The sequence below is a fragment of the Alicyclobacillus sp. SP_1 genome, assembly GCF_024706985.1.
Lineage (GTDB): Bacteria > Bacillota > Bacilli > Alicyclobacillales > Alicyclobacillaceae > Alicyclobacillus_I.
This window is the reverse complement of record NZ_JAMCCX010000094.1, coordinates 1-26,094: the sequence shown is the minus strand read 5'-3', so window position 1 is coordinate 26,094 and position 26,094 is coordinate 1. Positions and strand designations below refer to the sequence as shown.

General features: G+C 53.8%; 27 protein-coding genes. 25 read left to right on the top strand and 2 right to left on the bottom strand.

Annotation, left to right across the window (positions count from 1 at the left end):
* Positions 1–11 precede the first annotated feature (11 nt).
* The 13 genes from mfd (at position 12) to M4I36_RS15615 (ending at position 11,489) form a co-directional block, all read left to right on the top strand.
* Positions 12–3,557: a transcription-repair coupling factor gene (mfd, locus tag M4I36_RS15675; RefSeq protein ID WP_258112698.1), complete on the top strand. Its 3,546-nt coding sequence runs from the start codon at positions 12–14 to the stop codon at positions 3,555–3,557.
* Entirely contained in the window at positions 3,547–4,545 is a 999-nt protein-coding gene (locus M4I36_RS15670) for a peptidylprolyl isomerase (RefSeq protein ID WP_258112697.1), read from the top strand. Before mfd ends, M4I36_RS15670 begins: the two co-directional genes overlap by 11 nt.
* Before the next feature lie 153 nt (positions 4,546–4,698).
* On the top strand, positions 4,699–5,241 hold the full coding sequence (gene spoVT, locus M4I36_RS15665; protein WP_308661337.1) for a stage V sporulation protein T: 543 nt from the start codon (positions 4,699–4,701) through the stop codon (positions 5,239–5,241).
* Positions 5,242–5,462: 221 nt separating this feature from the next.
* The gene (locus M4I36_RS15660; protein WP_258112696.1) at positions 5,463–7,064 is read left to right on the top strand and encodes a putative polysaccharide biosynthesis protein; all 1,602 of its coding nucleotides are present in this window, start codon (positions 5,463–5,465) and stop codon (positions 7,062–7,064) included.
* A 19-nt stretch (positions 7,065–7,083) separates the two neighbouring features.
* Positions 7,084–8,535 carry a bifunctional methyltransferase/pyrophosphohydrolase YabN gene (yabN, locus tag M4I36_RS15655; RefSeq protein ID WP_258112695.1) on the top strand — a complete coding sequence of 484 codons (1,452 nt, stop codon included), beginning with the start codon at positions 7,084–7,086 and terminating at the stop codon, positions 8,533–8,535.
* 81 nt (positions 8,536–8,616) lie between these two features.
* A complete protein-coding gene (locus M4I36_RS15650) occupies positions 8,617–8,889 on the top strand; it encodes an HU family DNA-binding protein (protein WP_258112694.1) in 273 nt (90 codons plus the stop codon).
* The gene (locus tag M4I36_RS15645) at positions 8,890–9,201 is read left to right on the top strand and encodes an RNA-binding S4 domain-containing protein (protein ID WP_258112693.1); all 312 of its coding nucleotides are present in this window, start codon (positions 8,890–8,892) and stop codon (positions 9,199–9,201) included.
* A gap of 8 nt (positions 9,202–9,209) precedes the next feature.
* Positions 9,210–9,368, top strand: coding sequence for a hypothetical protein (locus M4I36_RS15640; RefSeq protein ID WP_258112692.1), 159 nt, complete (start codon positions 9,210–9,212; stop codon positions 9,366–9,368).
* A gap of 56 nt (positions 9,369–9,424) precedes the next feature.
* Complete coding sequence (gene yabP, locus M4I36_RS15635; RefSeq protein WP_258112691.1) at positions 9,425–9,691, top strand: sporulation protein YabP; 267 nt, start codon at positions 9,425–9,427, stop codon at positions 9,689–9,691.
* 4 nt (positions 9,692–9,695) lie between these two features.
* Positions 9,696–10,283, top strand: a complete 588-nt coding sequence (gene yabQ / locus M4I36_RS15630; protein ID WP_258112690.1) for a spore cortex biosynthesis protein YabQ — start codon at positions 9,696–9,698, stop codon at positions 10,281–10,283.
* A gap of 38 nt (positions 10,284–10,321) precedes the next feature.
* On the top strand, positions 10,322–10,669 hold the full coding sequence (locus M4I36_RS15625; protein WP_258112689.1) for an FtsB family cell division protein: 348 nt from the start codon (positions 10,322–10,324) through the stop codon (positions 10,667–10,669).
* Positions 10,670–10,777: 108 nt separating this feature from the next.
* Positions 10,778–11,191, top strand: a complete 414-nt coding sequence (locus tag M4I36_RS15620) for a S1 domain-containing RNA-binding protein (RefSeq protein ID WP_258112688.1) — start codon at positions 10,778–10,780, stop codon at positions 11,189–11,191.
* 94 nt (positions 11,192–11,285) lie between these two features.
* Entirely contained in the window at positions 11,286–11,489 is a 204-nt protein-coding gene (locus M4I36_RS15615) for a hypothetical protein (protein ID WP_258112687.1), read from the top strand.
* A 92-nt stretch (positions 11,490–11,581) separates the two neighbouring features.
* Here M4I36_RS15615 and cmpA read toward each other — a convergent pair whose 3' ends face one another.
* Complete coding sequence (cmpA, locus tag M4I36_RS15610) at positions 11,582–11,704, bottom strand: cortex morphogenetic protein CmpA (RefSeq protein ID WP_258112686.1); 123 nt, start codon at positions 11,702–11,704, stop codon at positions 11,582–11,584.
* 99 nt (positions 11,705–11,803) lie between these two features.
* Positions 11,804–12,283 (bottom strand): deaminase, encoded by a 480-nt coding sequence (locus tag M4I36_RS15605; RefSeq protein ID WP_258112789.1) that lies wholly within the window; start codon positions 12,281–12,283, stop codon positions 11,804–11,806.
* Positions 12,284–12,549: 266 nt separating this feature from the next.
* Here M4I36_RS15605 and spoIIE point away from each other — a divergent pair, with 266 nt between their 5' ends.
* The 12 genes from spoIIE (at position 12,550) to lysS (ending at position 25,932) form a co-directional block, all read left to right on the top strand.
* Entirely contained in the window at positions 12,550–15,003 is a 2,454-nt protein-coding gene (gene spoIIE, locus M4I36_RS15600; RefSeq protein ID WP_258112685.1) for a stage II sporulation protein E, read from the top strand.
* A 135-nt stretch (positions 15,004–15,138) separates the two neighbouring features.
* Positions 15,139–15,855, top strand: coding sequence for a vWA domain-containing protein (locus M4I36_RS15595; RefSeq protein WP_258112684.1), 717 nt, complete (start codon positions 15,139–15,141; stop codon positions 15,853–15,855).
* 3 nt (positions 15,856–15,858) lie between these two features.
* Complete coding sequence (locus M4I36_RS15590; RefSeq protein ID WP_258112683.1) at positions 15,859–16,779, top strand: protein kinase domain-containing protein; 921 nt, start codon at positions 15,859–15,861, stop codon at positions 16,777–16,779.
* A gap of 70 nt (positions 16,780–16,849) precedes the next feature.
* Positions 16,850–18,337, top strand: a complete 1,488-nt coding sequence (gene tilS / locus M4I36_RS15585) for a tRNA lysidine(34) synthetase TilS (RefSeq protein ID WP_258112682.1) — start codon at positions 16,850–16,852, stop codon at positions 18,335–18,337.
* A 56-nt stretch (positions 18,338–18,393) separates the two neighbouring features.
* On the top strand, positions 18,394–18,933 hold the full coding sequence (gene hpt, locus M4I36_RS15580; RefSeq protein ID WP_258112681.1) for a hypoxanthine phosphoribosyltransferase: 540 nt from the start codon (positions 18,394–18,396) through the stop codon (positions 18,931–18,933).
* 110 nt (positions 18,934–19,043) lie between these two features.
* Positions 19,044–21,143, top strand: a complete 2,100-nt coding sequence (gene ftsH, locus M4I36_RS15575) for an ATP-dependent zinc metalloprotease FtsH (protein ID WP_258112680.1) — start codon at positions 19,044–19,046, stop codon at positions 21,141–21,143.
* 105 nt (positions 21,144–21,248) lie between these two features.
* The gene (gene hslO / locus M4I36_RS15570; protein ID WP_258112679.1) at positions 21,249–22,145 is read left to right on the top strand and encodes an Hsp33 family molecular chaperone HslO; all 897 of its coding nucleotides are present in this window, start codon (positions 21,249–21,251) and stop codon (positions 22,143–22,145) included.
* Positions 22,146–22,191: 46 nt separating this feature from the next.
* Entirely contained in the window at positions 22,192–22,986 is a 795-nt protein-coding gene (folP, locus tag M4I36_RS15565; RefSeq protein WP_258112678.1) for a dihydropteroate synthase, read from the top strand.
* Positions 22,970–23,470: a 2-amino-4-hydroxy-6-hydroxymethyldihydropteridine diphosphokinase gene (folK, locus tag M4I36_RS15560; RefSeq protein ID WP_258112677.1), complete on the top strand. Its 501-nt coding sequence runs from the start codon at positions 22,970–22,972 to the stop codon at positions 23,468–23,470. The genes folP and folK overlap by 17 nt, the downstream gene beginning before the upstream one ends.
* Positions 23,451–23,681, top strand: a complete 231-nt coding sequence (locus M4I36_RS15555; RefSeq protein ID WP_258112676.1) for a helix-turn-helix domain-containing protein — start codon at positions 23,451–23,453, stop codon at positions 23,679–23,681. Before folK ends, M4I36_RS15555 begins: the two co-directional genes overlap by 20 nt.
* Positions 23,682–23,877: 196 nt before the next feature.
* A complete protein-coding gene (gene greA, locus M4I36_RS15550; RefSeq protein WP_258112675.1) occupies positions 23,878–24,354 on the top strand; it encodes a transcription elongation factor GreA in 477 nt (158 codons plus the stop codon).
* Between the two features lie 93 nt (positions 24,355–24,447).
* Complete coding sequence (gene lysS, locus M4I36_RS15545) at positions 24,448–25,932, top strand: lysine--tRNA ligase (RefSeq protein WP_258112674.1); 1,485 nt, start codon at positions 24,448–24,450, stop codon at positions 25,930–25,932.
* The last annotated feature ends 162 nt before the right edge of the window (positions 25,933–26,094 follow it).

The following is a 26,094-nucleotide window of genomic DNA, read 5'->3' as shown; positions in this document are numbered from 1 at the left end:
GGAGGAGTCACATGTTAGAGTTGGCGCGCATGCTCGCCGAAGACGAGGCGTTTGCCAAGTTTGTGCAATCGATGGGGCCGGGGAAATACGATGGCCTGTTGACCGGTCTTGGTGGTAGTGCTCGCCATTTGGCCTATGCGGCTGCCATCGAAGCCAAGCGAAAAATTCAGAAAGATGCCTCGTTGCTTGTGGTGACGCACAGCGCCAGCCAGGCGGACATAGTAGCCGATGACTTGCGGTCGTTTCTTCCTGAGGAGACGATTCTCGTCTATCCAGAAAGAGAATTTGTGATTGCCGACATTTTGGCCGCAAGCGTCGACGTGACGGCACTCCGGCTACAGGCACTCTGCGCTCTGATGGGCGAACAGCGATGTGTCGTCGTGACCACGATTGCGGCAGTAGCGGAGTGGATAGGTGACCCGCGGTATTTTCGTTCTCAGATGAAATCCTATCGTGTAGGCGATACGCTTCAACTGTCCGACGAGGTAGAGCGGCTCGTGAGAATTGGCTATGAACGGGTCGATCTCGTTGAACGCGCTGGGCACTTCTCACTCCGTGGCGGCATTCTCGACATTTATCCGCTTACTGAAGCACATCCAGTCCGGATTGAACTGTTTGACACAGACATTGACTCCATCCGAACGTTCGATATCGTGACTCAACGCTCCTTGGAAAAGCAAAGCGAGATTGAGTTGATGCCAGCGATTGACATACTTTTTCCGCAAGCAGAATTGCGCAAGGCGGCGGAAGCTGTAGAAGGCCAGCTGCGCCTGCGGATGCGAACCGTCACCGACCTCGAAGTGAGAGACCGCTTGCAAGAAATCGTTCAGCGAGACGTGGACCGCTTGCTCCAGGCAGAGCCTTTCTTCGGTCAGACGCGCTATATGATGTATCTCAAAAGTCACACGTCGACACTGTTAGATTATCTCCCTAAGAACACGCTTATCTGCATGGAAGAGCCGACTCGTCTTCAAGAGCGAGAGCGTTCGTTGCAGCGGGAATTCAATGAGTGGTTGTCCGCCGGACTTCTCAAAGGAGAGCTTTTGTCTGGTTCGGTTTTGCCGCCAGAGTTTCATCGTGTCTACGAGGATGCACGATTTGCTCGCATCCAGTGGAGCAAATTTCAGCGCGGAGCCGCACGCTATAGTGCGCACCTGGCCTTGACGGCGAAAGATGCGCAAAATTTTCACGGCCAAATGAACGTGTTAAGGACAGAGTGTGCTCATTGGCGAAAGTCCGGATATCAATTGGTTTTTGTGGCACCGACCGATGAACGCGCTGAGCGCATGGAGCGAGTCTTGGAGGACTATCGAATTCCAACCGTGCGGCAATCGCACTTTCAGATCGGCGACATGCCACAGATACTCATCGGAGACATCTCGGCTGGATTTGAGCTACCCTCGTTTCACCTCGTAGTGGTGACCGACCAAGAAGTCTTTGGGAATCAGCGCCCGAAAGCGCGTCGGGCGCGTTTGGAAATGACAGACGCCGAGCGGATTAAGAGTTATCAGGATTTGAAACCTGGAGATTACGTGGTGCACGTCCATCACGGTATTGGCAAGTATGTCGGAATTCGAACTTTAGAAATTGATGGTCACCACAAGGATTACCTTCACCTCATCTATGCGGGAAACGACAGCTTGTACGTTCCCGTAGAGCAAATCGATCAGGTGCAGAGATATATCGGATCGGAAGACAAAGAACCGAAGGTGTACCACCTCGGTGGCGGCGATTGGACGCGCGTCAAAAATAAAGTGTCGAAGACGGTGCGTGACATTGCGGCAGATCTCGTCAAGTTGTACGCCGCAAGAGAGGCGACACCGGGGCACGCGTTTGCCAAGGACACGGCATGGCAGGCGGACTTCGAAGGGGCATTTCCGTATGAAGAGACGCCAGACCAACTTCGAGCGATTGAAGATATCAAGCGAGACATGGAGCGGGGGCGTCCTATGGACCGCTTGCTCTGCGGGGATGTCGGATATGGGAAGACCGAGGTCGCCATTCGCGCTGCTTTCAAAGCCGTGATGGATGGCAAGCAGGTTGCGGTCTTGGTACCGACGACCGTTTTGGCCCAACAGCACTATGAAACGTTCAAAGAGAGGTTTAGCGGCTTTCCGGTCACTGTCGAGGTACTGAGTCGCTTCCGCTCGCGTACAGAGGCACAGGCGTGCATTAAAGGGTTAAAGGACGGTAGTGTGGACATTGTCATTGGCACGCATCGGCTCTTGCAGAAGTCGATTGCTTTTAAAGATTTGGGACTGCTCATTGTCGACGAAGAGCAGCGGTTCGGCGTGACACACAAGGAGCGTCTCAAGCAGCTGCGGGCGAATGTGGACTGTCTGACGTTGACCGCTACCCCCATTCCGAGAACGCTGCACATGTCGATGATGGGGGTTCGCGATTTGTCGGTCATCGAGACACCCCCAGAGAATAGATTTCCGGTTCAGACGTACGTCATGGAGTACAACGACGGTCTAGTTCGAGAGGCTTTGGAGAGAGAGCTCGGTCGCGGCGGTCAGGTGTATTTTCTGTATAACCAAGTGCAGAGCATCTCCAGTCAAGCAGAGAGGCTGCAAAAATTAGTGCCTGGCGCACGCATTGGTGTGGCGCACGGGCAACTCGCGGAAGATGAACTGGAGCGGGTCATGCTGGAGTTTTTGGACGGCGAGATTGACATTTTAGTGACGACGACCATCATTGAAACAGGTTTAGACATTCCCAACGTCAATACGCTCGTCGTGCATGATGCCGACCGTCTGGGACTGTCTCAACTGTATCAACTGCGCGGTCGTGTCGGGCGGTCTAATCGAATTGCTTACGCCTATTTTATGTATCAGAAGGACAAAGTACTGACCGAAGTCGCAGAAAAGCGCCTGCAAGCCATCAAGGAGTTCACGGAGCTCGGCAGTGGATTCAAAATCGCCATGCGTGACTTGGCCATTCGCGGGGCCGGAAACTTACTCGGGGCAGAGCAGCATGGTTTCATTAATTCAGTGGGCTTTGATATGTACAGCGAGATGCTGGCTGCGGCAGTCAAAGAATTGCGCGGAGAAGCGGTTGAAGAACAGCGCGAAGTCGCGGTCGAACTGAGCGTGGATGCGTATCTACCGGATGAATTCATTCCGGATGCAGCGCAGAAAATCAGTATGTACAAGAAGTTCAAATTTGTTCACACACCCGAGCAAGCGAACGACTTGGAAGAAGAATTAGAGGATCGCTATGGAGATCTTCCCAGTCCTGTACGGAACTTGTTGGACATCACGCGGATTAAAGGCTATGCTGGCAAGTGCGGGGTTGACCAGATTTCCCAACAGGGCTCAGAAACGGCACTCAGATTTTTACAGGATGAACAGCATCCCATTGACTACACCAAGTTGCAGGGCACTGCGCTCAAGCATGCGGCGGTGGTCACACGCCGTCCGAATGGGACCACGTTTCTTTTGCTGCGGACGCGGGGGTTGTCTGACAGCGAACTGTTGAAGCGGTTGGTAGAGGTGCTTCGGGACTACACAGAAGTATTGAATGCGAAGCGGGAGGTAGAACGGATTGCCAAGTAAAGGAAAACTGATTACAGCTGCGTCCATCTTGGCGGCTGTAATGATGGTTGCCGGATGTGGGACAGGGCAGGGAACGACACACACGGCCAAAAACAAGGCCGCTGCGACGTTGAACTTGCCGGTGAGTCAACATTATTCGGGGCCAGTCGTCGCTACTTACAATGGCGGCAAATTGACGAAAGAAGAGTTTACTCAGCAGTACAACTTGCAGGTGGTTTTGCCGAAAATGACGGCACAGGAGTCAAAGACACAATTTCTGCAAAGTTACGTGCTGTTTTACAAGTACATGTACGGGAAGGCAGTTGCTTCAGACAAGACGCCCGTCAACGTGGCCCAGGCGAAACAATTGACGGATCAATACCTTAAACAGTTGGTCGGACAACAGTACAAGACCCAAGCAGATTTGGATAAAGAAATGAAGACGCTCGGAGTCACGAAAGCGGATTACATTACGCTGGCAGAAAAAGGACAAGTTCTCCAGGACTACTTGCAGCAGTTGCTGAAGAATGTCAAAGTCTCGGATGCCGATGCAAAGTCGTACTACAACGCTCATAAGTTGGACTACTTGCAAGTGACGGTCTCAGAAATACTGCTCAAAACTAAGGCGCAAGCCAACACCATCATTGCCGAGTTGAAAAAAGACGATGGTAAGAACTTCGCAGCGCTGGCCAACAAGTATTCGCAAGACCCGGGTGTGAAGACCAATCACGGAACCTATGCAAATTCGATGGCGGGGCAATTCGTACCGCACTTTGCCGAAGCGTGTGCCACTTTGCCGATTGGAAAAATCGGAGGACCCGTGAAGACACGGTATGGCTACTTTGCCATGCGCGTAGACGCTCGGAAGCAGCTACCGTTTAGCCAGGTGGAAAGTAGCATCAAGCAGCAATTGCTGCAACCTGCACAAAACGCCAAAGAGCAAAGTATCATCGCTGCTGCCAAAAAAGCTTTAGACATGAAGATGACGGTCAAAGCTGCGGATCTATAATCCAACAGTTCTTTGCGCACATTTCCGAGACTGCCCAAGTTTATCCAATGACCGCTCCGTGCCTGAATTGGTGTATAGAGGAATCCCCGCCTTCACATACTACCTTCACGCCAGACACCGCAGACTTCTTTTGATGAGGGTGGGGATCTTCGTTTGAAGGCTACAGGCATCGTACGTAGGATTGATGATCTCGGTCGTGTCGTGATCCCGAAGGAAATTCGACGGACGCTGCGAATTCGTGAAGGCGATCCCTTGGAGATTTTCGTCGACCGGGACGGCGAAGTCATTCTCAAAAAGTATTCGCCTATCGGTGAATTGGGCGACTTTGCGAAAGAGTATGCCGATTCATTGGCAGAATCCACTGGGCACATTGCCCTGATTGCCGACCGCGATGTCATTATTGCAGCAGCTGGGGCATCGAAAAAGGACTTTTTAGAGCGGCCAGTATCGCCGGATGTAGAGCAGGCGATGGAAGACAGGAAAACTGTGATGGATTTGACGGCTGGCGAATATGCGGTGGTTCGCGACATGCCGGAGCATTTGAGTGCGCGCGTCATTGCGCCCATCATTGCGGCGGGCGACCCAATTGGTGCTGTGATGCTGTTGTCCCGAGATGAAGGGACGAAGATGGGCGAAATGGAGCGTAAGCTGGTGGAGACAGCAGCGGGTTTTCTGGCAAAGCAGATGGAGCAATAACCGTCCCTCCCTGGGACCGTGAAACGCGCCATCCAATGGTTCCGCAAATAGCCTGTCTGTGCGGCGATGGCCGTCAGGCAGGCTATTTGTCTCTGCATAGCGCCGAGTCGTTGCTTCAGACTGTCGGCACTTCCCTATGGCCAGTCCACAAAGTGGGACTAACCGAGGCGCTTGGCCCATATCTTTGAAGGGAGATTGAGTACTTCAAAGGAGGCGTCTCGGTGCGGCGACAGCAGAGTTTTGTGCAGGGAGCCATGCTTCTCGCAGGTGCGGCGATGCTCTCCAAGCTCCTTGGGTCGGTGTACACGATTGTACTTCAAAACATCATTGGCGACCATGGTATGGGTCTATTTCAGATGGCCTACCCCATCTATGCCACGTTACTTGCTATTGCAACAGCGGGTTTTCCGGTCGCCGTGTCTAAACTTGTTGCGGAAGAACTGGCGCGCGGTCACACACTCGGTGCACGGCGCGCGTTTCAGCTGTCTGCGTTGTTTCTCTCCAGCGCTGGCGTCGTGACGTTCTTCATACTCTATCTATGGGCACCGGAATGGGCACAGCTTGCGGGCGATCCCGCTGCCACGCTAGCCATCAGGGCTATCTCTCCAGCACTTCTCTTCGTGCCTATCCTCAGTGCCGTTCGTGGCTATTTGCAGGGCTTTGAGTGGATGGCCCCGACGGCTGTCTCGCAAGTTGTCGAACAATTTGTTCGCGTGGCGACCATCATTGGCCTAGCCATTTATTTGATTCAATCGGGTTACGGTACTAGGGCTGCAGCGGCAGGAGCGGCATTTGGAGCGGTGACGGGGGCTGGTGCCGGTCTGTTGGTACTGCTCTATTTCTGGCGTCAAAAGGCGAGTTTGGAGCCCACGGAGCGGGTGGGCAGTTTGTCTACACCTCGGTTGCTCGGGCGACTGCTCTACTATGCTTTCCCCATTTCTTTGGGGGCGTTGGTCGTACCCCTGATGAATAATGTGGACGTTCTCACGGTAGTTCATTTGCTCAAACAAAGTGGAGTCTCCCAGCGTGCCGCTACTACAGCATTTGGGCTTTTGGCGGGTCGGGCTTCGAAACTGACTATGTTGCCAATCACCCTCGCTGCTGGCATTGGTATTGCCGTCATCCCAGCGGTCTCGGCTGCAGCAGCGCGTGGCGACCATGACCGAGTCCGCAGCCAAGTCGCGTCCGCGGTCCGTTTGACGACCATGATTGCCCTGCCAGCAGCCATCGGCATGACGCTTCTAGCGCGTCCGATTGATGTGGTATTGTTCGAAAATGTGGATGGATGGACAATCATCGCCGTGTTGTCGGCATCCGTGTTGTTTGCCAGTTTGCAAACGACCACTTCCGCCGTGTTGCAGGGGGCTGGTATGGTATACTTGCCAGTGGTTTACATGGTCTTGGCGGCACTCTTGAAAGTTGTTCTCAACCTGTTTTGGGTTCCTCGCTTTGGTCTCGTCGGTGCTGCGTTGGCGACGGACGTGGCATACGCATTGGCCGCCTATTTAAACATTCGCGCGGTCATTCAGCGCATCCCTGGAGTTTCCTTTCGGAGCCTAGCCTTGCCTCAAGTGACGATGGCGAGTGTCGTTATGGGCGGCGGTGTATTCGCATTGGTTCGTGGCTGGGGGCTGCTTCGGGACAGTGTCGCTGGCCGCCTTGCAATCGGTGGCGGAACGGTCATTGCCCTCGCTGTCGGCATTCTCTTGTACGGTCTCGCCGTGACCGCGAGTGGGGCTCTGACCAGCGAAGAAATTGAGCGTATCCCGCGCGTTGGACCTACGTGTGTCCGTTGGCTTCAACGTCTGGGATTGACGCAATGACAAAGGACGGAAAGAAAACATGCGCATTGATGTCGTAGGATTGGGACCGGGATCCGCAGAAGGAATACCAAGAGGTGCGTGGACATTGCTCGCTTCGGGGAAGCGCGTGGTCCTGCGCACGCAAGTGCACCCGTGCGTGTTGGACTTAGAAAAACATGGAATACCATTCACATCTTTTGACACGTTGTACGAACAAATTGACCAATTTGAGGAACTGTACAATGCCATGGCGGAGAAATTGCTAGCGATGGCCGAGATGGAAGACGTCGTCTATGCGGTACCTGGGCATCCGCTTGTAGCGGAGCAATCGGTCCAGACGTTAGTCGCTCGCGCGGCGGGGACTTCCGTGGAAGTTCATGTCGGACCAGGACACTCGTTCTTGGATGAACTCTGGACGGAACTTCATGTGGATCCCATCGAAGGTTTTCTTCTCTTGGATGCGACGGCGTTGGTAGACGGGTGTTTGCAGCCGCGACTTCATACGGTGGTGGCACAAGTATTTTCAAAAGAGGTCGCCTCGGATGTCAAGTTGACCCTCATGGCGGTATATCCAGACGATTATCCGGTGACGGTCGTCACGGCGGCCGGAGTGCCTGACTTGACCGAGAAGGTCGTTGTACCGCTTTACGAGCTAGACGTGGAAGCAAGCTTCGACCACTTGACCACGGTTTATCTACCACCGACCGCTCGCACTGATGTTTTGTTGCGGGACCCTGCGTATGCTGTGGAATTGATGGCTCGCCTGCGGGCTCCGGATGGTTGTCCGTGGGACAGAGCACAGACGCATGAATCTCTCTTGCCATATGCTTTGGAAGAGGCGTATGAAGTGATGGATGCGGTTCTCCGCGATGATATGGCGAATTTGGAGTCTGAGCTCGGAGACCTGCTGATGCAGGTTCTGTTGCACGCTCAAATTGCCGCAGAAGCTGGAGACTTCGACTTTCGCGACGTTGCGGCCACACTGTCGCAAAAGTTGATTCGCCGCCATCCGCATGTGTTTGGTGAGGTACCTGCTGGGAATGCAGAAGAGGCTCTAAGTCGCTGGAATGAGGTGAAACGCACCGAGGGAGACACAGCCGAGGACGAGTCGCTCCTTGCTAACTTGAAGGTCGGGAGACCGGCCTATGAAGTTGCGGAAGAAATTCAGACACGAGCCGCTTCCGTCGGATTTGATTGGCAAAGAGCAGAGGATGTTTTAGAAAAAGTAAAAGAGGAAATAAATGAATTTGCACAAGAGTGTCAGTCGGGTAGTTCCGACTCGCGCATGGACGAGTTTGGTGACATCCTGTTCTCCTTGGTCAACGTGGCTCGCTGGTATCATATTTCGTTTCATCAAGCTTTACATAGGGCGAATGTAAAGTTTGAAACTAGATTCCTGAAAATGGAACAAGAGATGCGAGAGGTAGGCAAAACATGGGGTGATTATTCCCCGGAAAGCTTGAATGAGCTGTGGAAATCGGCGAAATTATAGCGAAGTGGATTTTTTGGCAGGAATCTGGCGGATAAGCACGAATACTTTTTCCGATATTCCCATGAAGGGGGCACTTACGGAGTGAATAAGGCAGATTTGGTTAATAAAGTCGCAGAGAAGTCTGGTTTGAAGAAGAAAGAAGCAGAGATGGCCGTGAATAGCGTGTTTGAATGCATTGAAGACGCGTTACGTGAAGGAGATAAGGTTCAGGTCATTGGGTTTGGAACCTTTGAGACCCGCTCTCGGTCGGCCCGTTCTGGGCGTAATCCACAAACTGGAGAGACGATTGAAATTCCGGCAGCAACCATTCCCGCATTTAAGCCTGGAAACAAATTGAAGGAGCTTACAAAGTAATTGCGCCTTGATAAATTTTTGAAAGTGTCGCGACTGGTGAAGCGGCGCACGCTCGCAAAAGAATTGTGTGATGCTGGCCGGGTTACCATTGGGACTCGAGTAGCGAAGAGCAGTTCTGTCGTTCAAGTGGGAGATGAATTGTCGATTCGCTATGGACACAAGCGTGTGCGCGTAGCCATCGTCGCTCTGATGGAGAACCCGCGCAAAGAACAGGCAGCATCCATGTATGAGTTGTTGTCTGAAGAAAAACTAGAGCATACGGACCACGCGTTCCTTGATGACGCAGAGGAAGACCCTAACGGATTGAAGTAGGTTGTTCTTTGCCGCAACTCATCGACCATGCACGGCGCGGGAATCAGGTTGTCGAGGGAATCTTCACAGGAGAAGCCGCAGAGTCAATGCGGCTTCTCTTTTTGGTGCGCCGGGAATGGTCGCTTTCTTTGACCAACACCATTCTCTGCAGACATCAAAAGGTCTAACTCGGAGCGGAAAGCATAAATTTAGAGGGGACGAACAGGTCAGGAGGTGTGCGCCGATGTCCGATGCGTCTGTACATCACGTGCAATTGGAAAACAGGCAACGTGCCGAGATTACGGGCGTAACCAGCGTGGAGAGTTTTGATATCACTGAGTTCACACTGACGACGAGTGCTGGTGTGTTGCAGGTGCACGGGACGGACCTGCACATGAAGCATCTCGATTTGGAATCGGGGCACGTCATCATCGAGGGCTTGGTTACGGGGATGCAATACCTTCCTGAATCGAAAAAGAAGAGGGGTTTGACAACCCGTCTGAAGTGGTGATGAGATGAATTCAACGGTGCTCTACATGCTCGGAATGACGGCCATCGGATTTGGCATGGGGACTGTGTTTGACTTTTACAATACGGTTCTCGGGAGTAGCAGATGGCTACGCCGAATTCGCCCAAGTCTGGATATTTTCTTCTGGGTGGTGGCCGCCGCAGTGGTTTTTCGCTGTTCGCTGGCGACTGACAGCGGAAGATTTCGCATGTATACGTTTGGCATCCTGCTGGTCGGCTATCTGCTCTATCGAATCTCTATTCGCCGTGTCGTGATTGGCAGTGCGGATGCGCTCGTACGGTTCGTTGCGTACCTGTTGCGAATCGTTTGGAGAACATTTCGATGGCTTGTCTGGAATCCATTTTGGTATATCCTGAAAATAGGGTTTGAGGGGGCACGGGCGGGTTATCGAATCGGCGTCAAACTGGAAGACGTCTTAGTGTGGACGCTGAAGCTCGTTCTTCGGGTTTTGTTTTTTCCACTCTCCAGCAATTACCGAGCAACCAAAAACTTTTGGAATCAAGTCGGTCTTCGGTGGGAAGGATTCTGGAATCGCCTGTCGAACCTATTGAAGCAGCGATCCCGCGAAACTTAGGCCTTGACGAGCTGGTTGGCCCCAAGGAGAGATTGGTATTGCCGAGCTCTAATCCGCGTGTGTCCCCTAGAATGGGCAGTGTCAACGCTGTCTCCAGCAAGGCATCATTGAAGCGCCGTTTGTTTAAACTTAGGTATGTGGCGGTTGCGGTTGTCTGTGGGTGGGCAGCATTCCACTATGTCACCTTTCAACGCCCCATGTTGCAGAATTTGGAGATGCAGCATGCGGAGTTGGCCAGTAAGTTGACGCAATTGAAAGTAGTGCATCAAGATTTGCAAAAGCAAGTCGTGGAGTTGCATTCGAAGCAATTTATAGAAAACTACGCAGCTTCGCATATGAATTTGGTAATGCCTGGTCAAGTACCGTTTACGATTGGCGGACGTTAGACAGACGCCCAAATCTGCTTTCTTCCTCCCTTGCTTGACACGTTTTTTTCTCGTTCTCTATACTGTATATTGGTAGCGTTTAAAATTCTAAGGAGGAAGCTTGTCTGTATGTCCATTGAGGTCGGCAGCAAATTGTCTGGAAAGATTACGGGTATCACGAATTTTGGCGCATTTGTCCTTTTGCCGGGAGGCGAAACAGGTCTCGTACACATCTCTGAGGTGTCAAACAGCTACGTGAAGGAAATTCGCGAGCACTTGCAGTTGAATCAAGAAGTCACTGTGAAGGTAATCAATGTGGACCCGAGCGGCAAGATTGGATTGTCCATCCGTCAAGCGGATGACAGTGCGCCTGCTGTACGACCGACGCGAGATTCTGGGCATCGCGGACGAAGTGGACATATTCCTCACCGGATGACATTTGAAGACAAAATGTCTCGGTTCATGAAAGACAGCGAGGAACGGTTGCAAGCTCTCCGTCGCAGCGAGTCCAAACGTGGAGGCCGCGGTGGACGTCGTGGTTAACAGAATAAGAACAGAGTGATTGGAGAGAAAAACAGGGCGCAACGAGGCGCCCTGTTTTTCTCTGACACGGATTAAGACAAGGAGGAATATCCTCGTGGAGGATTTTTATTATTTGGAGTATTCGTTGGCGAATGAGGAACGTGTCTTGTTGAGGTTCTCCGATATCAACCAGAGAGATGGCTGCTACATTTCGTTGGACATGTACAAAGCGCAGTTGGGTCCGGTTACGCTAGATGTCTTGAACAACATCTGCAAAAAATTTTCGGGCGAGCGGATGGATGGGCGACTGGAGTTGTAGATACGCCCAGTGCTACGTCCGACATACGCCCGCTTTTGGTCGCTATTGTCTGTGTCAAAAATGCAACTCGGCTGATACAGAGGATGATTCCATTATTGAGCGTTTTCCGTTGACTTGCTGCGATAGCGGAAAAATGCTGCGTTCAACATCTGTATGGATTTTGCATCGCGATTGAGAAACGCTCGTTTCAGTTGACTGCGCAACCACTCTGGCATGCTTTACCCACCTCGTTGACTCGTGATGTGTAAACGGTCGATGGCAGCAGAGTTAGACTCCGTTTGCTCACAGTGTACGCAAGTCGAGCTTGTCACGCGTCACTCCTCATTCATTTCTTCAGTTGTGGGATTCGGAGTTTGAGTCGTCACCAGGAGGTCTAGCCGGCTCTGGACTCGATGCACAGAGACTCCGGCGAACTTCAGCAACTCCTTCGCGTATGCATCCTCGCGGTAGGGGGTTTCGTAAAAAATCTCTGCGATACCGGCTTGAATCAGGCTCTTTGTACACTGAAGACAAGGCTGGTGAGTTACATACAGATGCGCTCCCTCCGTGGCAATACCGAAGCGAGCGCATTGCAGTAAGGCGTTCTGCTCGGCGTGAATGGTGCGCACGCAGTGACCGTCCACAATCTTGCAACCCACATCGATACAGTGTACATCCCCTTTCAGAGACCCATTGTATCCGCTTGCGATGATGCGTCGGTCGCGAATGAGTAGGCAGCCTACTGCTAAACGTGTGCAGGTTGACCGGATCGACATCAACCGACTCAGAGACGCAAAAAACTCATCCCAACTCATTCTTGTCGGTTTCTGCGGATTGAAAACATCCACGATAAAATCTCCTTTCCCATCCTATCGGATGCGTCGACATACTCCCATTATAGCGAGCGTTCGACGGCCGGGGATTTGAACCGCTCCTAGCCACTTCGCAAAATGTGGCGAATTGTCTTGGCAAACAGGGGAATCTGTCGCAAGATTTTTCTCTCGAGCCTACGGAGTCTGACAAAATCAGCGGCATGTGCCACCTATACTGGCCATACATAGGACAGGAAGGGGACCATACGATGTCGCACTTATCGCTCGTGGGCAATGCTCATCGTTCCAGCGAATCGCCAAGGACCACCCGCCTTCAACTGCGCTCTTGGCGCCGCTTCATTCTACTTGCTCTGATTGCCTTCGTGCTGGGACGTGCCTCGATTCTTCACGTCATCTCTCCCTTTGGATTTGCATTCTTTGTCATTCTCAATGAGCGGGGCGGCCGTGCAACGCGAACGGCCGGGTATGCAGCCGCTCTTGGTGCTTGGATGGTTGGGGGTCTGCCCACGGCGCTCTTGATGCTCCTGCAATTCGTCTTGTACCGGCTCGCGCGCCGCTACGTTCTTAAGCAAAAAACGGTCAATTATCGGTTTATCCCGCTTTTGGCCGGAAGTGTAGCACTTCTCTCTAACCTACTGGTCATCGGCACAGTCTGGACCAAAATGGACTTGATGCTGGCTCTTGCCGACGCCGCTCTGGTGACGCTTCTTGGGCTGATTTTCATTCAGTGCATCGGACTCTTTCTCGCTCCCGAGTCGTCGAAAGAACTGCGCAGTGAACAGGTCGTCTCGCTCGTTATTCTCGCGGGGTCGTTCGTTATGGGCTTGTCGCAATGGACGGTTCACGGCGTGTCGGTCGCGACGGTCGCCGTCGACTGGATGGTACTGATGTTAGCCTGCGGAGGCATGGGGATTGCTGTCGCAGCTGCCATTTTGCTCAGCCTACTTTCAATGTTGAGTCACAATGGCACCTTGGCGGACGCCGCGGTCTGCGGTTTCGGGGGCTTTCTCGCGGGGCTTATGAAAGAGACGAATCGGTTTTGGATGGGCGTGTCGTTCTTTCTCTCCGTGGTCGTTTTGTCGATGGCTACTTCTCCTGATTGGCACGGCCTTTTCGCGACTGCTGGTGCAGCCTTGGCGGCGTTCACGCTGTACTTACTAACGCCAGGCAGTCTCCGTGAAGAATTCGCGTCGTTCATCCCGGGGACGGCGGAGAACCGTCAGTCGGAGCGAGATAGAGTCCGTCGCATGAATCAACTGATGACCGAAAAAATCGAGCAGTTCGGCCAAGTTTTCGAAGAATTGGCCGTGACGTTTGCGGATACTGGAGAAAATGCGTTTGCTTCGGCTCAACAACTGGTTACGCACATGGTCAGTACGAGCGCCAATCAAGTCTGCAGAGGATGCGCGCGCCGAGCGGTATGCTGGGATAAGCAAGGCATGCAGACCTACCAGGCGATGGCAAACACCATCAGCCAGATGGAAGTCAGTCCGAGGGGGAAGGCACTCCCCACTGCCGACTTAAAAGAGCGTTGCTGTCGTCTGGATTCGATGATGGGCGTCCTTCGATACAATCTCGACCTAACCTACCGTGATGAGAAGTGGATGAAAAAACTGTACGAGCAACGGACGTTGGTCGCCTCGCAGTTGGGTGGAGTTGCAGCGGTAGTTCGCGCCATTTCGGCGCAAATTCAGACTTCAGACCGGATTGCGTTGTCGGAGGAAGAGCAAATTCTCGCGGGTTTTGAGGAACTCGGCCTGTATGTTGACCGCATTCATATTGTCTCCCTTGAGTCAGGCAAAATTGAGATTGAAATCTCATTGCCAGCGGCAGGCGGGGAGGAGACTGCCACGCGGATGGTGGCTCCGCTCTTGTCGGGCATTCTAAACGAGACGGTGTCTCTCGCGCGCATGGATGCCAAGGACCATGACCTCGTGCGCTGCACGTTTGCGTCCGCGCGCCGATACACGGTCCAAACGGCAGTCGCCGGTGCAGCGCGAGGTGGGCGGTTGGTCTCCGGGGACACGCACACCACGGTGGACTTGGGAAATGGGCGTTATGCCCTCGCCGTCTCTGACGGCATGGGTAATGGAGAGCGCGCCCGCAGGGAGTCTAAAGCTGCCATTGAATTGGCGAAGAAGCTGCTGCGAGCAGGTTTTGATGAACACTTGACGATTCAGACCATCAATTCAGCACTGCTCTTGCGCAATCAAGACGAGATGTTCACGACGCTCGATCTCGCTCTCATTGACCTCTTCAGCGCACGGGCGGACTTTCTCAAAGTGGGGTGTGCCCCTTCGTTTATCCTTCGCGGGCAGGAAGTTCTGTCGATTACCGGGGACGGGGTTCCGATTGGTATTCTTCAAAACATCGAGGTTCAAACCGTCACGGAGCAGTTACAGGCAGGTGACATCCTGGTGTTGCTCTCCGATGGAGTTTACGACGCGCCGCGTGCTCACTACGACCGCACGGATTGGTTGCAGCGGCAATTGGAGCAACTGGACACCCGAGACTTGCAATCAATTGCGGACACTTTGGTAGAAGCGGCGGTGCGCGTTAACCTCGGCGAAATTTCCGACGACATGACCGTCGTGGTGGCCAAAGTGCAGCCGTATGAGCCGGAATGGGCCAGCATCAAGTTGCCGCGCGTGGAAGGGTTGCGGCGCAAAAAAATCGTCGGTCGGAGTACGGCGGGAGCGTAGGTCGAGCCCCTTGTCCGTCACGCCCGGAGAAGACTCGAAAGACCCCAGAAAATCTGTCGGATGGAGAATGTTCCCCTCCTCGTTCGCCCATACTGCTAGGGATACCAGAATTGGGAGAACGGCGGAGGTGTTTTGATGTTGCGTAGCGAGGCCAGGTTGCGACAAATTCTACTGATTACGGACGGGTGCTCAAACATTGGAGAAAATCCGGTGGATGTAGCGGTGGAAGCTTTCCGCAAAGGCATTTCGGTGAATGTGATTGGCGTGGTCGACGGGGGCGATATGGGCAGAGCCGGACGCCAAGAGGCGCTGTCCATTGCGGACGCGGGTGGTGGCATGTGCCGAATTGTCGAACCGCACAACGTTGCCGCGACCGCTCAGATGATGACGCATCAGACCATGCAACTGACTCTGCAGCAAGCTGTGAGTCAGGAACTGCAGTCGGTGCTCGGCAAAACGACAGAAGAGTTGCCGCCCGAAGAGCGAGCCCGAGTCTCACAAGTTGTGGACAAATTGCAAGAAGAACTGACACTTGAATTGGTCGTATTGGTCGATACGAGTGCGAGCATGAAACACAAAATGGCGATGGTGCGAGAAGCGATACAAGACCTTTCGCTGTCGCTTAGTGCACGTCTTGGAGACTCCCAAGTGGCGGTCGTCTGCTTTCCGTCTCGCCATGACGGCATGGCAGAGACCATCCAGCCGTTCACTTCGAAGGTAGATGAGTCCGCCTTGAAGCGCTGCTACGTAGCGAGCGGCGGTACCCCAACCGGACCGGCTTTGCGTACGGCTTTGACGCTGCTGCAGCAGCGTCCGAATGAGGACGACGGCGCACGTCTGGCGTCTCTGTGACCGATGTTGAAGCCGGGGACGGTTTTGCGAGGAAAGTGGAGTCAACAGGAGTTTGTCGTTCAACAGCGTCTTGGGTCGGGCGCCAATGGTGAAGTTTATCAAGCGACTCAGACTGGCAAAGGCAACGCGTTGGTGGCTTTGAAGGTGAGTGCAGTCAGTGCAGACATTGCGTCTGAGTGGCGTTTATTGTCCGATTTGGCGTCTGCCAGCCCGGCTTTTGTGCAGCCGGTCTTGATGGACGACGATGCACTCGGCAAGCCATTTTTTTACGTGATGGAATTAATTTCTGGAGATACACTTCCAGTGGCGGCAAAGTCGCTCGGCGATCCGGATTTGGACCGCCTCTTTGGTGACTATTTGTCGGCACTTTCCTCGCTCCATGAAAAAGGTTACGCGTTTTGCGATGTGAAACCAGAAAATCTGCTGGTCGAGCGCAAGAGCGAACGGCGCGCACGCCTAGTGGACATTGGAGGTGTTACGTCGTTCGGCAGGTCTGTGCGGCAATACACCCCGACCTATGATCGCGGATTTTGGGGGCTTGGCTCGCGGACTGCAGATGCTGCGTACGATCTCGTTGGCTTGGCACTCGTGTTTTTGTTTTTACGTCAGCCCCCACCGGCCGATTTAATGCAGTCTCCGCTCGAGTCGAGACGAAAGTGGCTGTACAGCATACTTTCTCAATTGACTCCGGCACCGCGGCGCAACTCCGTGTTAGTTGGCATTCTAGAAAGTCGCATACGAAGTGCAGAGACCGCCGTTCAGATGCTCCAGGCCTCTCCTGCAGTGTCCACCAGTGGAGCCGCACGTGTCTCTGTGAGCCAGGCAGAGCGCATGGACTGGACGGAGCGATTCATGTGGTTTTCTGTCTCGTCGGCGACGGCTGCGACGCTCGCCGCCTGGGTGGTGCTGTTGAAATCGTCCTGAGTTCGGAACTCTTTCGCGGACTCTGGTATCATGGGAGCGTACATCTTGTGGTGCAGAGGATGAGAATATCGTGTCAGCCGTCGACCAAGGTCTCGACCGAGAAGCATGGTTGCAACATTTGCAGGCAATTTTGCCAAGTTTGCGCCCCAGACGGATGCTCGTAGCGTGCTCGGGGGGATTGGATTCCACGGTTTTGTTGCGCATGCTGCACTCGGTCGCCGCCCGCGCAGACTTGCAGATTCATGTCGGCCACGTCCACCATGGACTTCGCTCGGAGGCAAACGACGATTCAGACTTTGTCGTCACACTGGCGCACGAGTTGGGATTGCCTGTGAGTGTAGAATATGTACAATTGGGGACCATTTCAAATCCGGATCGCAAGGGATTGGAAGCAGACGCACGGCGGTTACGCCACGAAGCGTTGCGGCGTCTGTGCGAAGAGACGGGGTCGACCATCTTGGCACTGGGCCATCATGCGGACGATGTCGTCGAGACGTTTCTTTGGAGGTTTCTGCGAGGGGCTCACTTGGCGGGGCTGGCTGGGATGCGAGATGTGTCGCGAATAGAGTCGACTCCTCTTCTGATGGTGCGGCCATTTTTGAAATTTACGAAACAGCAACTGGCGGCGGTCGCGGCCCACGAAGGATGGAAGCACCGCGAAGATGCCTCCAACCATGACGACGCTATGGTTCGGAATCGAATTCGGAGGCAAGTCGTACCTCTGTTGCTGGAGATGCAGCCCGAACTTCACGCCGTCGCACGCCGGCAGAGCCAGCTGTTGCGGGAAGAAGACGATTGGCTCCAGGAATGGGTTGCCGGGAAGTTGATGCCGCTGGTTTCTGTGTTGGCACAGGGTCAGGCTTACCGAGTATCGGTAAAAGCCCTGCTCGAGTGGCCGCTTCCTTTACAACGCCGCGCAATTCGCCTACTATTGATGTATTTCCCTCAAGTGGATTGGTCTTCGGTGCACATTGAGGCAGTGATGAACTTGGTTCATTCGAAGAACGTGTCCGCTTGCATCCATCTCCCTGCTGGTGTGAAAGCTTGGCGCCTGTACGACGAAGTCGTCCTTGGGTATCCTGCCGTCGGTAGTTGGATAGAACAAAGCGGACGTGCGGTGGAGTGTTCGCAGCGATGGTCGATGTGTACCTCGGAAGAAATCACGACAGCTGACGGTTGGAAGTGGACTTGCCGACCTTGGATGTTGCACAATGAAGGTATACATACGCCGTCCGCATGGCAAGTCAGATTTCCCGCAGCGCTGAGGGAAGTCGACATTCGGACCAGTCATGTTGGCGAGCGGGTATGGCCGCTTGGCATGACCGGATCGAAAAAAATTTCCGATGTATTTGGCGAACGCAAACTGCCCAAAGGTCTACGGAGTGCATGGCCAGTGGTAGCAGAAGGGGACCATGTTCTGTGGATTCCGGGGATGGTACGATCTCGTTTGAAAACGGTGGATACTGAGGACTCTGGCTGGACAGTGACCGCAGTGCCGCCGCGGGTGGTGGTTGAGTTGTTGCCACCCGCACTGGCCCGCACAGTACCTAGCTCGTGAAGCGTCGAGGGCGGCGGACTCAGGGTTTTGAAAGCGTGGAGGAGTGGAGGGAAGTCATGCACCAGGACATTGAGCGCATACTCTTCGATGAAGAGCAAATCCAACAGCGCGTGGCCGAACTAGGGGACATCTTGAGCCGAGAGTGTGCCAACTGTCATCCCTTGTTCGTCTGTGTTCTCAAGGGTGCGGTCATTTTTATGGCTGATTTGGTCAAACATGTGACGGTGCCGTTGGAGATGGATTTTATGGCTACGTCGAGTTACGGGGCCTCGTCCAAGTCCTCTGGAGTGGTGCGTATTTTGAAAGACTTGGAGGCATCGGTCGAGGGGCGCCACTTGATTTTGGTGGAGGACATTGTCGACAGCGGATTGACGCTTCGCTATCTGCGGGACAATTTGCTTCATCGAGGAGCCGCATCGGTCCGCATCGTGTCTTTGTTTGACAAACCGGAGGGGCGTTCGGTCGATATTCGTCCCGACCATTATGGTTTTCGAGTACCGAATGAATTTATTGTCGGATACGGCCTGGACTATGCTGAAAGGTATCGGAATTTGCCATATGTAGGTGTCCTCAGAGCGGAAGTCTATCAGACATGACGAGTGTCCTCACAACTGTCACAAACGGTTCAAGGCATCGGCTTGCATGGCTGTCGCCGTCTCTGTACGTATGGTACAATATTCCCGCCGTGACCGAGAGGAGGTAAGGCATGAACAGGTTTTACCGCAGCATTGTCTTCTATGTCTTGATTTTGCTGGCGATTGTGGGTGTGGTGGACTTCATGACCGGCTCGCGCCCACCTCAGTCGACGATTGCTTACAGTACCTTTATTAATGATGTCAAGACGAACAACATTTCCGGACCGGTCTACGTGACGCCCGATGGCCTCACGGTCACGATTGACGGGACACTCAGTGACGGCAAGAAGTTCTCGACCAGAGGATTGTACGATGACAATATTTATCCATTGTTGGTCAACAATAAAGTCAAGTGGTACACCAACCCGGAACCGAAGGAGTCTGTTTGGATTCAGTTCTTAACGTCCATCATTCCTTTCGTGTTCATCTTTGTCATCATGTTCTTCCTCTTCAATCAGGCGCAGGGCGGCGGCAACCGCGTGATGAATTTTGGTAAAAGCCGCGCGCGGCTGTACACGGAAGAGAAGCGCAGAGTGACGTTTCGCGATGTCGCTGGAGCGGATGAAGAGAAAGCGGAATTGGAAGAGATTGTCGAGTTTTTGAAAGATCCGAAACGGTTTGCGCTGCTGGGTGCGCGCATCCCGAAAGGCGTGTTGCTCGTCGGGCCGCCGGGAACAGGTAAGACACTGCTGGCCCGTGCGGTTGCAGGAGAAGCGGGCGTGCCGTTCTTCTCTATCAGCGGATCGGACTTCGTGGAAATGTTTGTTGGTGTCGGTGCATCTCGTGTTCGTGACTTGTTTGAAACGGCGAAAAAGAACGCACCTTGCATCATCTTCATTGATGAAATTGATGCTGTGGGCCGTCACCGCGGAGCTGGGCTCGGCGGAGGACACGATGAGCGAGAACAAACATTGAACCAGCTGCTTGTTGAGATGGATGGATTTGGTGGAAACGATGGTATCATCATTATTGCGGCGACGAACCGACCGGATATTCTCGACCCAGCGTTGTTGCGCCCTGGCCGATTTGACCGCCAGATTGTCGTCAATCGACCCGATGTTCGTGGTCGCGAAGAGATTTTGCGCGTGCATTCGCGCAACAAGCCTTTTGCGACAGACATTCGCATGGACGTTATCGCCAAGCGCACGCCTGGCTTTACGGGTGCCGATTTAGAAAACGTATTGAACGAAGCTGCGCTACTCGCCGCTCGCAAGCGGGAGAGTAAAATCACGACCGTCGATGTCGATGAGGCGATTGACCGCGTGATGGCAGGCCCAGAGAAGCGGTCGCGCGTCATCAGTGAGCACGAACGAAAGTTGGTCGCTTTCCACGAAGCCGGACATGCGGTAGTGGGGTATTATCTGCAGGCGGCAGATACTGTGCACAAAGTCACCATTATCCCGCGAGGCATGGCGGGTGGCTACACAGTGACTTTGCCGAAAGAAGACCGTTACTTTATGACACGACAAGAGATGTTCGACCGCATCTGCGGACTCCTCGGCGGGCGGGTCGCGGAGGAAATTGTTCTTGGCGAAGTCAGCACAGGAGCGTCCAATGACTTGGAGCGCGTCACGGGCATTGCTCGGCAAATGGTCACTGAGTATGGCATGAGTGAGAAACTGGGCCCCATGCAGTATGGTAGTCGTCAAGGTCAGGTCTTTCTCGGCAAAGACCTGTCGAGCGAAGCGAACTACAGTGACCAAGTGGCGTTTGAAATTGACGTGGAGATGAAGCAGATTGTCGAAGTGTGTCACGAACGCACGCGTCGTCTGTTGACGGAGCGCCGGGACAAACTGGATGCACTGGCCAATTTGTTGCTCGAAAAAGAAACCATCGATGAGTACGAGATTCGCGCCATCATGGAAGGGCGAGACCCGGAGGATTTGAGGACGGATGACTTGGCACAGCGCTTGGCCATGGATGGCGTGCCAGTCCATCTTAAGCCGGATGTTCAGCCTCCGGCTGAACCAGACAGAAGTCAGCCGCCCGTGGAGAACTCATCGGCTCCGCAAAACCCGTCACCCGCGCAGGGGCCTTTGCCGGGTACGGTTCCAACAGAAACTCTCTCGTCCTCGAACCAAGAGCCTGGAGGACATGAGGCGTCCGCGGAGGACAGTGGGGATAACGCCACGCCCGATGGCGACAATTCAAGTGCACCGAAAACAGAGTGAGTTTGCATGATTTCCGGAAAGTAATCGCAGACAAACAACCCTCGACTTGTTCGGGGGTTGTTCCTTGTAGTCAAAGGCTTTTACTGCCAAGAGGAGAGTGTCCAAATGAAAGTGGTCAATGAAGTGGTGCGCGCCTCCATGCTTTCTGGAAGAGGACTGGCGTTTGCCTGTGTCAGCACAGATGTTGTTCAGACGATGCAAACCCGGCACCATACGTGGCCAGTGGCTACGGCGGCACTGGGGAGAACTGCGACGATTGGTTTGATGATGGGGCGACTCTTAAAGAATGAAGAACGACTCACTCTGCGTGTGGAAGGCGATGGCCCACTTGGTCGCATTCTCGTCGATGCCGATGCCAACGGCCACGTCCGGGGATTCGTGGACAATCCATTTGTGCACTTGCCAGCCAACGCGCTCGGGAAGTTGGATGTGGGAGGTGCTGTTGGGAGAGGGACACTGTATGTGACAAGGGACAGCGGATTGAAAGATTTCTATACCGGATCGTCCGAATTGCAGTCGGGAGAGATTGCGGACGATTTCACATATTATTTTGCTACGTCGGAACAAGTTCCGTCAGCAGTGGGAGCAGGGGTCTTGGTGGGGACGGAGAACCAAGTACTGGCGGCGGGAGGTTTTCTGCTGCAACTACTGCCTGACGCTCGCCCCGAAGATATTGACTTGTTGGAAGCACGTCTGCGGGCCGTGCCGAGTGTGACGGATGTTCTTCAGCACGGGGCGAGTGCTGTAGATTTGTTGCTCTTAGTCGCTCCTGATGCGGTGCAGACGGAGTCTGTTCCGGTGGAATTTCGCTGCACATGTTCGCGAATCCGTCTAGAAAACGTGTTAAAGTCTCTTGGTAGAGGAGAACTCGTGTCGATGCTCGAAGAAGATGGGCAGGCGGAAGTTGTATGTCATTTTTGTAATGAGCATTACTTGTTTGACGCTGATGACCTGCGCCGTTCGCTGGCAGAGTTGGACGAGTCTCGAGTGGAATTTGAGTGAATTCTGGGCGACAGCCAGCTGTCGTCAAGAGAGGAGGCGCGGTTTCATGCGCCAGCCCATTCTCATTATGGGGATTGTCAACATAACTCCCGATTCGTTTTCGGACGGCGGGCAATTTTTTGCAGTTGATGAAGCGGTCGGTCGCGCTTTGCAATTGCAGGAAGAAGGGGCAGACATCATTGACTTGGGGGCGGAGAGCACGCGCCCGGGGCATACGCCTGTGTCCATGGATGAGGAGTGGCAGCGGCTTGAACCCGTGCTTCGAGCGGTGTGTGGGCGCTTGCGAGTCCGCATCTCCGTTGATACATATAAGCCCGAGATTGCGAGGCGGGCCCTGGCGATGGGGGTGGACATGGTTAATGACGTGTCTGGTGCGCAGTGTTCAGAGTCCATGTTGGAACTTGTGGCCAAGGCGCATTGTGACTATGTGTGGATGCACAATCGCCCGGTCGAACCGACTGGGGATGGACTCTCCGAGTTGTTCGCAGAGACCCGGATGGGCGTGGAGCGATGTCTTCGCGCAGGCATCGCGCAGAATCGACTCTGGATTGACCCGGGCATCGGATTTGCTAAGACCCACGACCAAAACCTTCAGGCGCTGCGGGCGCTGCCTGAGTTTGCGAAACTGGGGCCACAAGTGTTACTCGGCATAAGCCGCAAGAGGGTCGTGGGAGGCGTGCTTGGACTTCCTGTGGACAGTCGGCTCGAAGGAAGTTTGGCTGGTGTGGCCTATGCCGTAGCCGCTGGGGTAAGAGCAGTGCGCGTGCATGATGTCCAGGCGAGTGTCCGCGTTGCTCGCATGATGGAGGCGATGGTCGCTGAAGATGCAGTCGTCTCGTGATGTCGAAGTGTTTGTTGCGCTCGGGTCAAACCAAGGTGGTCGAATTCACTACCTGAATCAGGCGGTCGAAAGCTTGGGAAAGTTGGCGGTAGGTCCGGTGGAGACTTCCGCTGTGTATGAGACGGATCCGGTTGGATACCGGGATCAACCTCAGTTTTTGAACATGGTCACCCGTTTCTTTACTCAACTGTCTCCTTTGGAATTACTTGCAGAATGCCTGCGTGTGGAAGCACAAGCGGGTCGGCGCCGCGAGTTTCCGAATGGGCCGCGCACGCTCGATGTAGATTTACTCCTGTACGGGAACGGCGCAATCTGTTATAAAGTGCTACAAGTACCTCATCCGCGCATGTGGCAACGGGCCTTTGTCATGATACCGTTGGCGGAACTGTGTCCGGGCCGGCGCGGACTGGGCGGTCAGACCTTTCAACAAATAGCCGATAGATTGTCGAAGGATGGGGTGAGGTATGTCGGACGTTTTTGGTAGGAAGTTGCGTGCCTACCGGAAGTTGAAACACTGGACCCAGGAAGAGTTGGCCATCCGGATAGGAGTTTCTCTGGCGATTATCGGCTCTCTAGAACGGGGAACGCGAACGCCTACGCCCGAATTGTTGAAGCGGCTTGAGCGTGAATTGACAGTTTCGGCTGCAGAATTGTTTGGAGAAGCAGAGAGTGCGGCGGCGCAGGAGGACTCGTAAACCCACGAGTGCGGCGTTGGTATCCGTTGACAACCCCACGGGGCGTCTCTATAATTGCCGATAGACGTCAGTTCGGTGCATGGCTGAGAGCACTGTCGGGATTTCCTGACGGTGCTCTGTCCCATCTTGGGAGCATACATCCACCTGTGGTTGGCATAAGTAAGTAGCTGTACTGCTTTGAAAAGGGGCGATTGGCATGGCAGAAAAAGAGGTGCTCTTGACTCCCGAGGGTTTGCGTAAGCTCGAGGAGGAACTAGAGCAATTGAAAAGCGTCAAGCGGCGGGAAGTCGCGGAGCGTATTAAGCTCGCCATCTCCTATGGCGATATCAGCGAAAACTCGGAGTACGAAGACGCCAAGAATGAACAGGCATTCATTGAAGGGCGCATCATGACACTGGAGAAAATGCTCCGCAACGCGCGAATTATCCACGAATCCGAAGTTGACACAGGAATGGTCTCCATCGGGTCGACCGTCGTTTTGAAGGACATAGAATTTGACGAGCAAGTGGAATATACCATTGTTGGCTCGGCTGAAGCGGACCCTGGTAGCAATAAAATTTCGAACGAATCCCCAGTAGGGCGCGCGCTGCTCGGTAAGTCGATTGGGTCGACCGTTGATGTCGCCGTGCCTGCAGGAACTATCCAGTTTAAGATTCTCGAAATTCATCGATAGGACACAAGGAGTTCTGTCTGAAATTTGTGTATGTTTTCATGAGGACGAGGCTGGGCGTTGGCCCCCTCGTCTATTTTGGGAGGAGCGTTGAGTTTGGAAGAGCACGAATTAATCGCAGTTCGCCGAGAGAAAATGAATGCCTTGAGGGAGCGTGGTGTCGATCCGTTTGGTCACCGCTACCCTCAGACGCATCACGCACAGGATGTTCTCGCCTTCAGCGAGGGCAAGAGCAAAGAAGATTTAGAGAGTGCACACTACGTGGTTCGCATCGCTGGTCGCTTGACGATTCGCCGTGGTCACGGTAAGGCGTCTTTTGCGGTGTTGCAAGACCGCACGGGGCCAATTCAAATTTACGCGAAAGTGGATGTGCTGGGAGAAGAAGCATACGAGCTCTTTCAGTTGCTCGACCTCGGAGACTTCCTTGGCGTGGAAGGGCCAGTGTTTCGGACCAACCGGGGGGAAGTCACTGTTCTGTGTCAACGGATCGACATCTTGTCTAAGGCGCTTCGGCCTCTTCCGGAGAAATGGCACGGCTTAAAAGATGTCGAGACGCGCTATCGTCAGCGATATTTGGACCTGATTGCCAATCCAGAGATACGAGCGACCTTTGTGGCGCGCTCCGGAATTATTCGAGCGATTCGAACCTATCTCGATGGGCTTGGCTTTCTGGAGGTGGAAACGCCCACGCTCCACTCCGTGGCGAGTGGTGCACATGCTCGACCGTTTCAAACGCACCACAATGCACTGGACATGCCTCTCGTCCTGCGCATTGCCTTGGAGTTGCACTTGAAACGCCTGATTGTAGGTGGATTGGAGCGCGTCTATGAGATTGGCCGAACGTATCGCAACGAAGGAATATCGACTCGGCATAATCCAGAGTTCACCATGTTGGAACTCTATCAAGCATACGCGGACTTCGAAGACGTCATGGATTTGACAGAGAATCTCATTCGCGCAGCTGCCGCCGCCGTCCATGATCAGACGCTCATTCCATACGGGGAACACCAAATTGAGCTCGCTGGTCCCTGGCGGCGCGTGCACATGGTAGACGCTGTACGCGAGGTGACAGGGGTCAATTTCTGGCCCGTGAGGTCTGCACAGGACGCTGCCGCGCTGGCGAAAGAAGTTGGCGTTCACTGTCCTCCGGGAAGTTCCTATGGGCATGTGGTCAACGAAGTTTTTGAACAAAAAGTGGAACAAACCCTGATTCAGCCCACGTTTGTTTTCGGGCATCCAGTGGAAATTTCGCCGCTCGCGAAAAAGAATACCGAAGATGAGCGGTTTACGGACCGTTTTGAGCTGTTTATCGTGGGGCGCGAACACGGAAATGCCTTTTCTGAGTTGAACGATCCGCTCGATCAACGGGAGCGCTTTCTTCAACAGATGGCGGAGCGTGCCGCAGGCAACGAGGAGGCTCAAGAGCTGGACGAGGATTTCCTGCTGGCTTTGGAGCATGGTATGCCACCCACGGGAGGTCTCGGGATTGGGATTGATCGATTGGTGATGTTGTTGACGAATCAACCATCCATTCGAGATGTGCTGTTGTTTCCATTGCTACGGGACAGAATTGAGGAGTAAATCATCACGCGGGTGAACCTGTGTCCAGAGGGGCCGTCAGGTGCCCGCCTTTTTTATTTTGAAAAAAGCGAAGAAAAGTCGGGAGAAAGACTTGCAAAAGGAGCGAGGGCGAGGTAAGATAGTCGCTGTCGCTTCACCACGGAGCGGGGCGAAAGAGCCCTG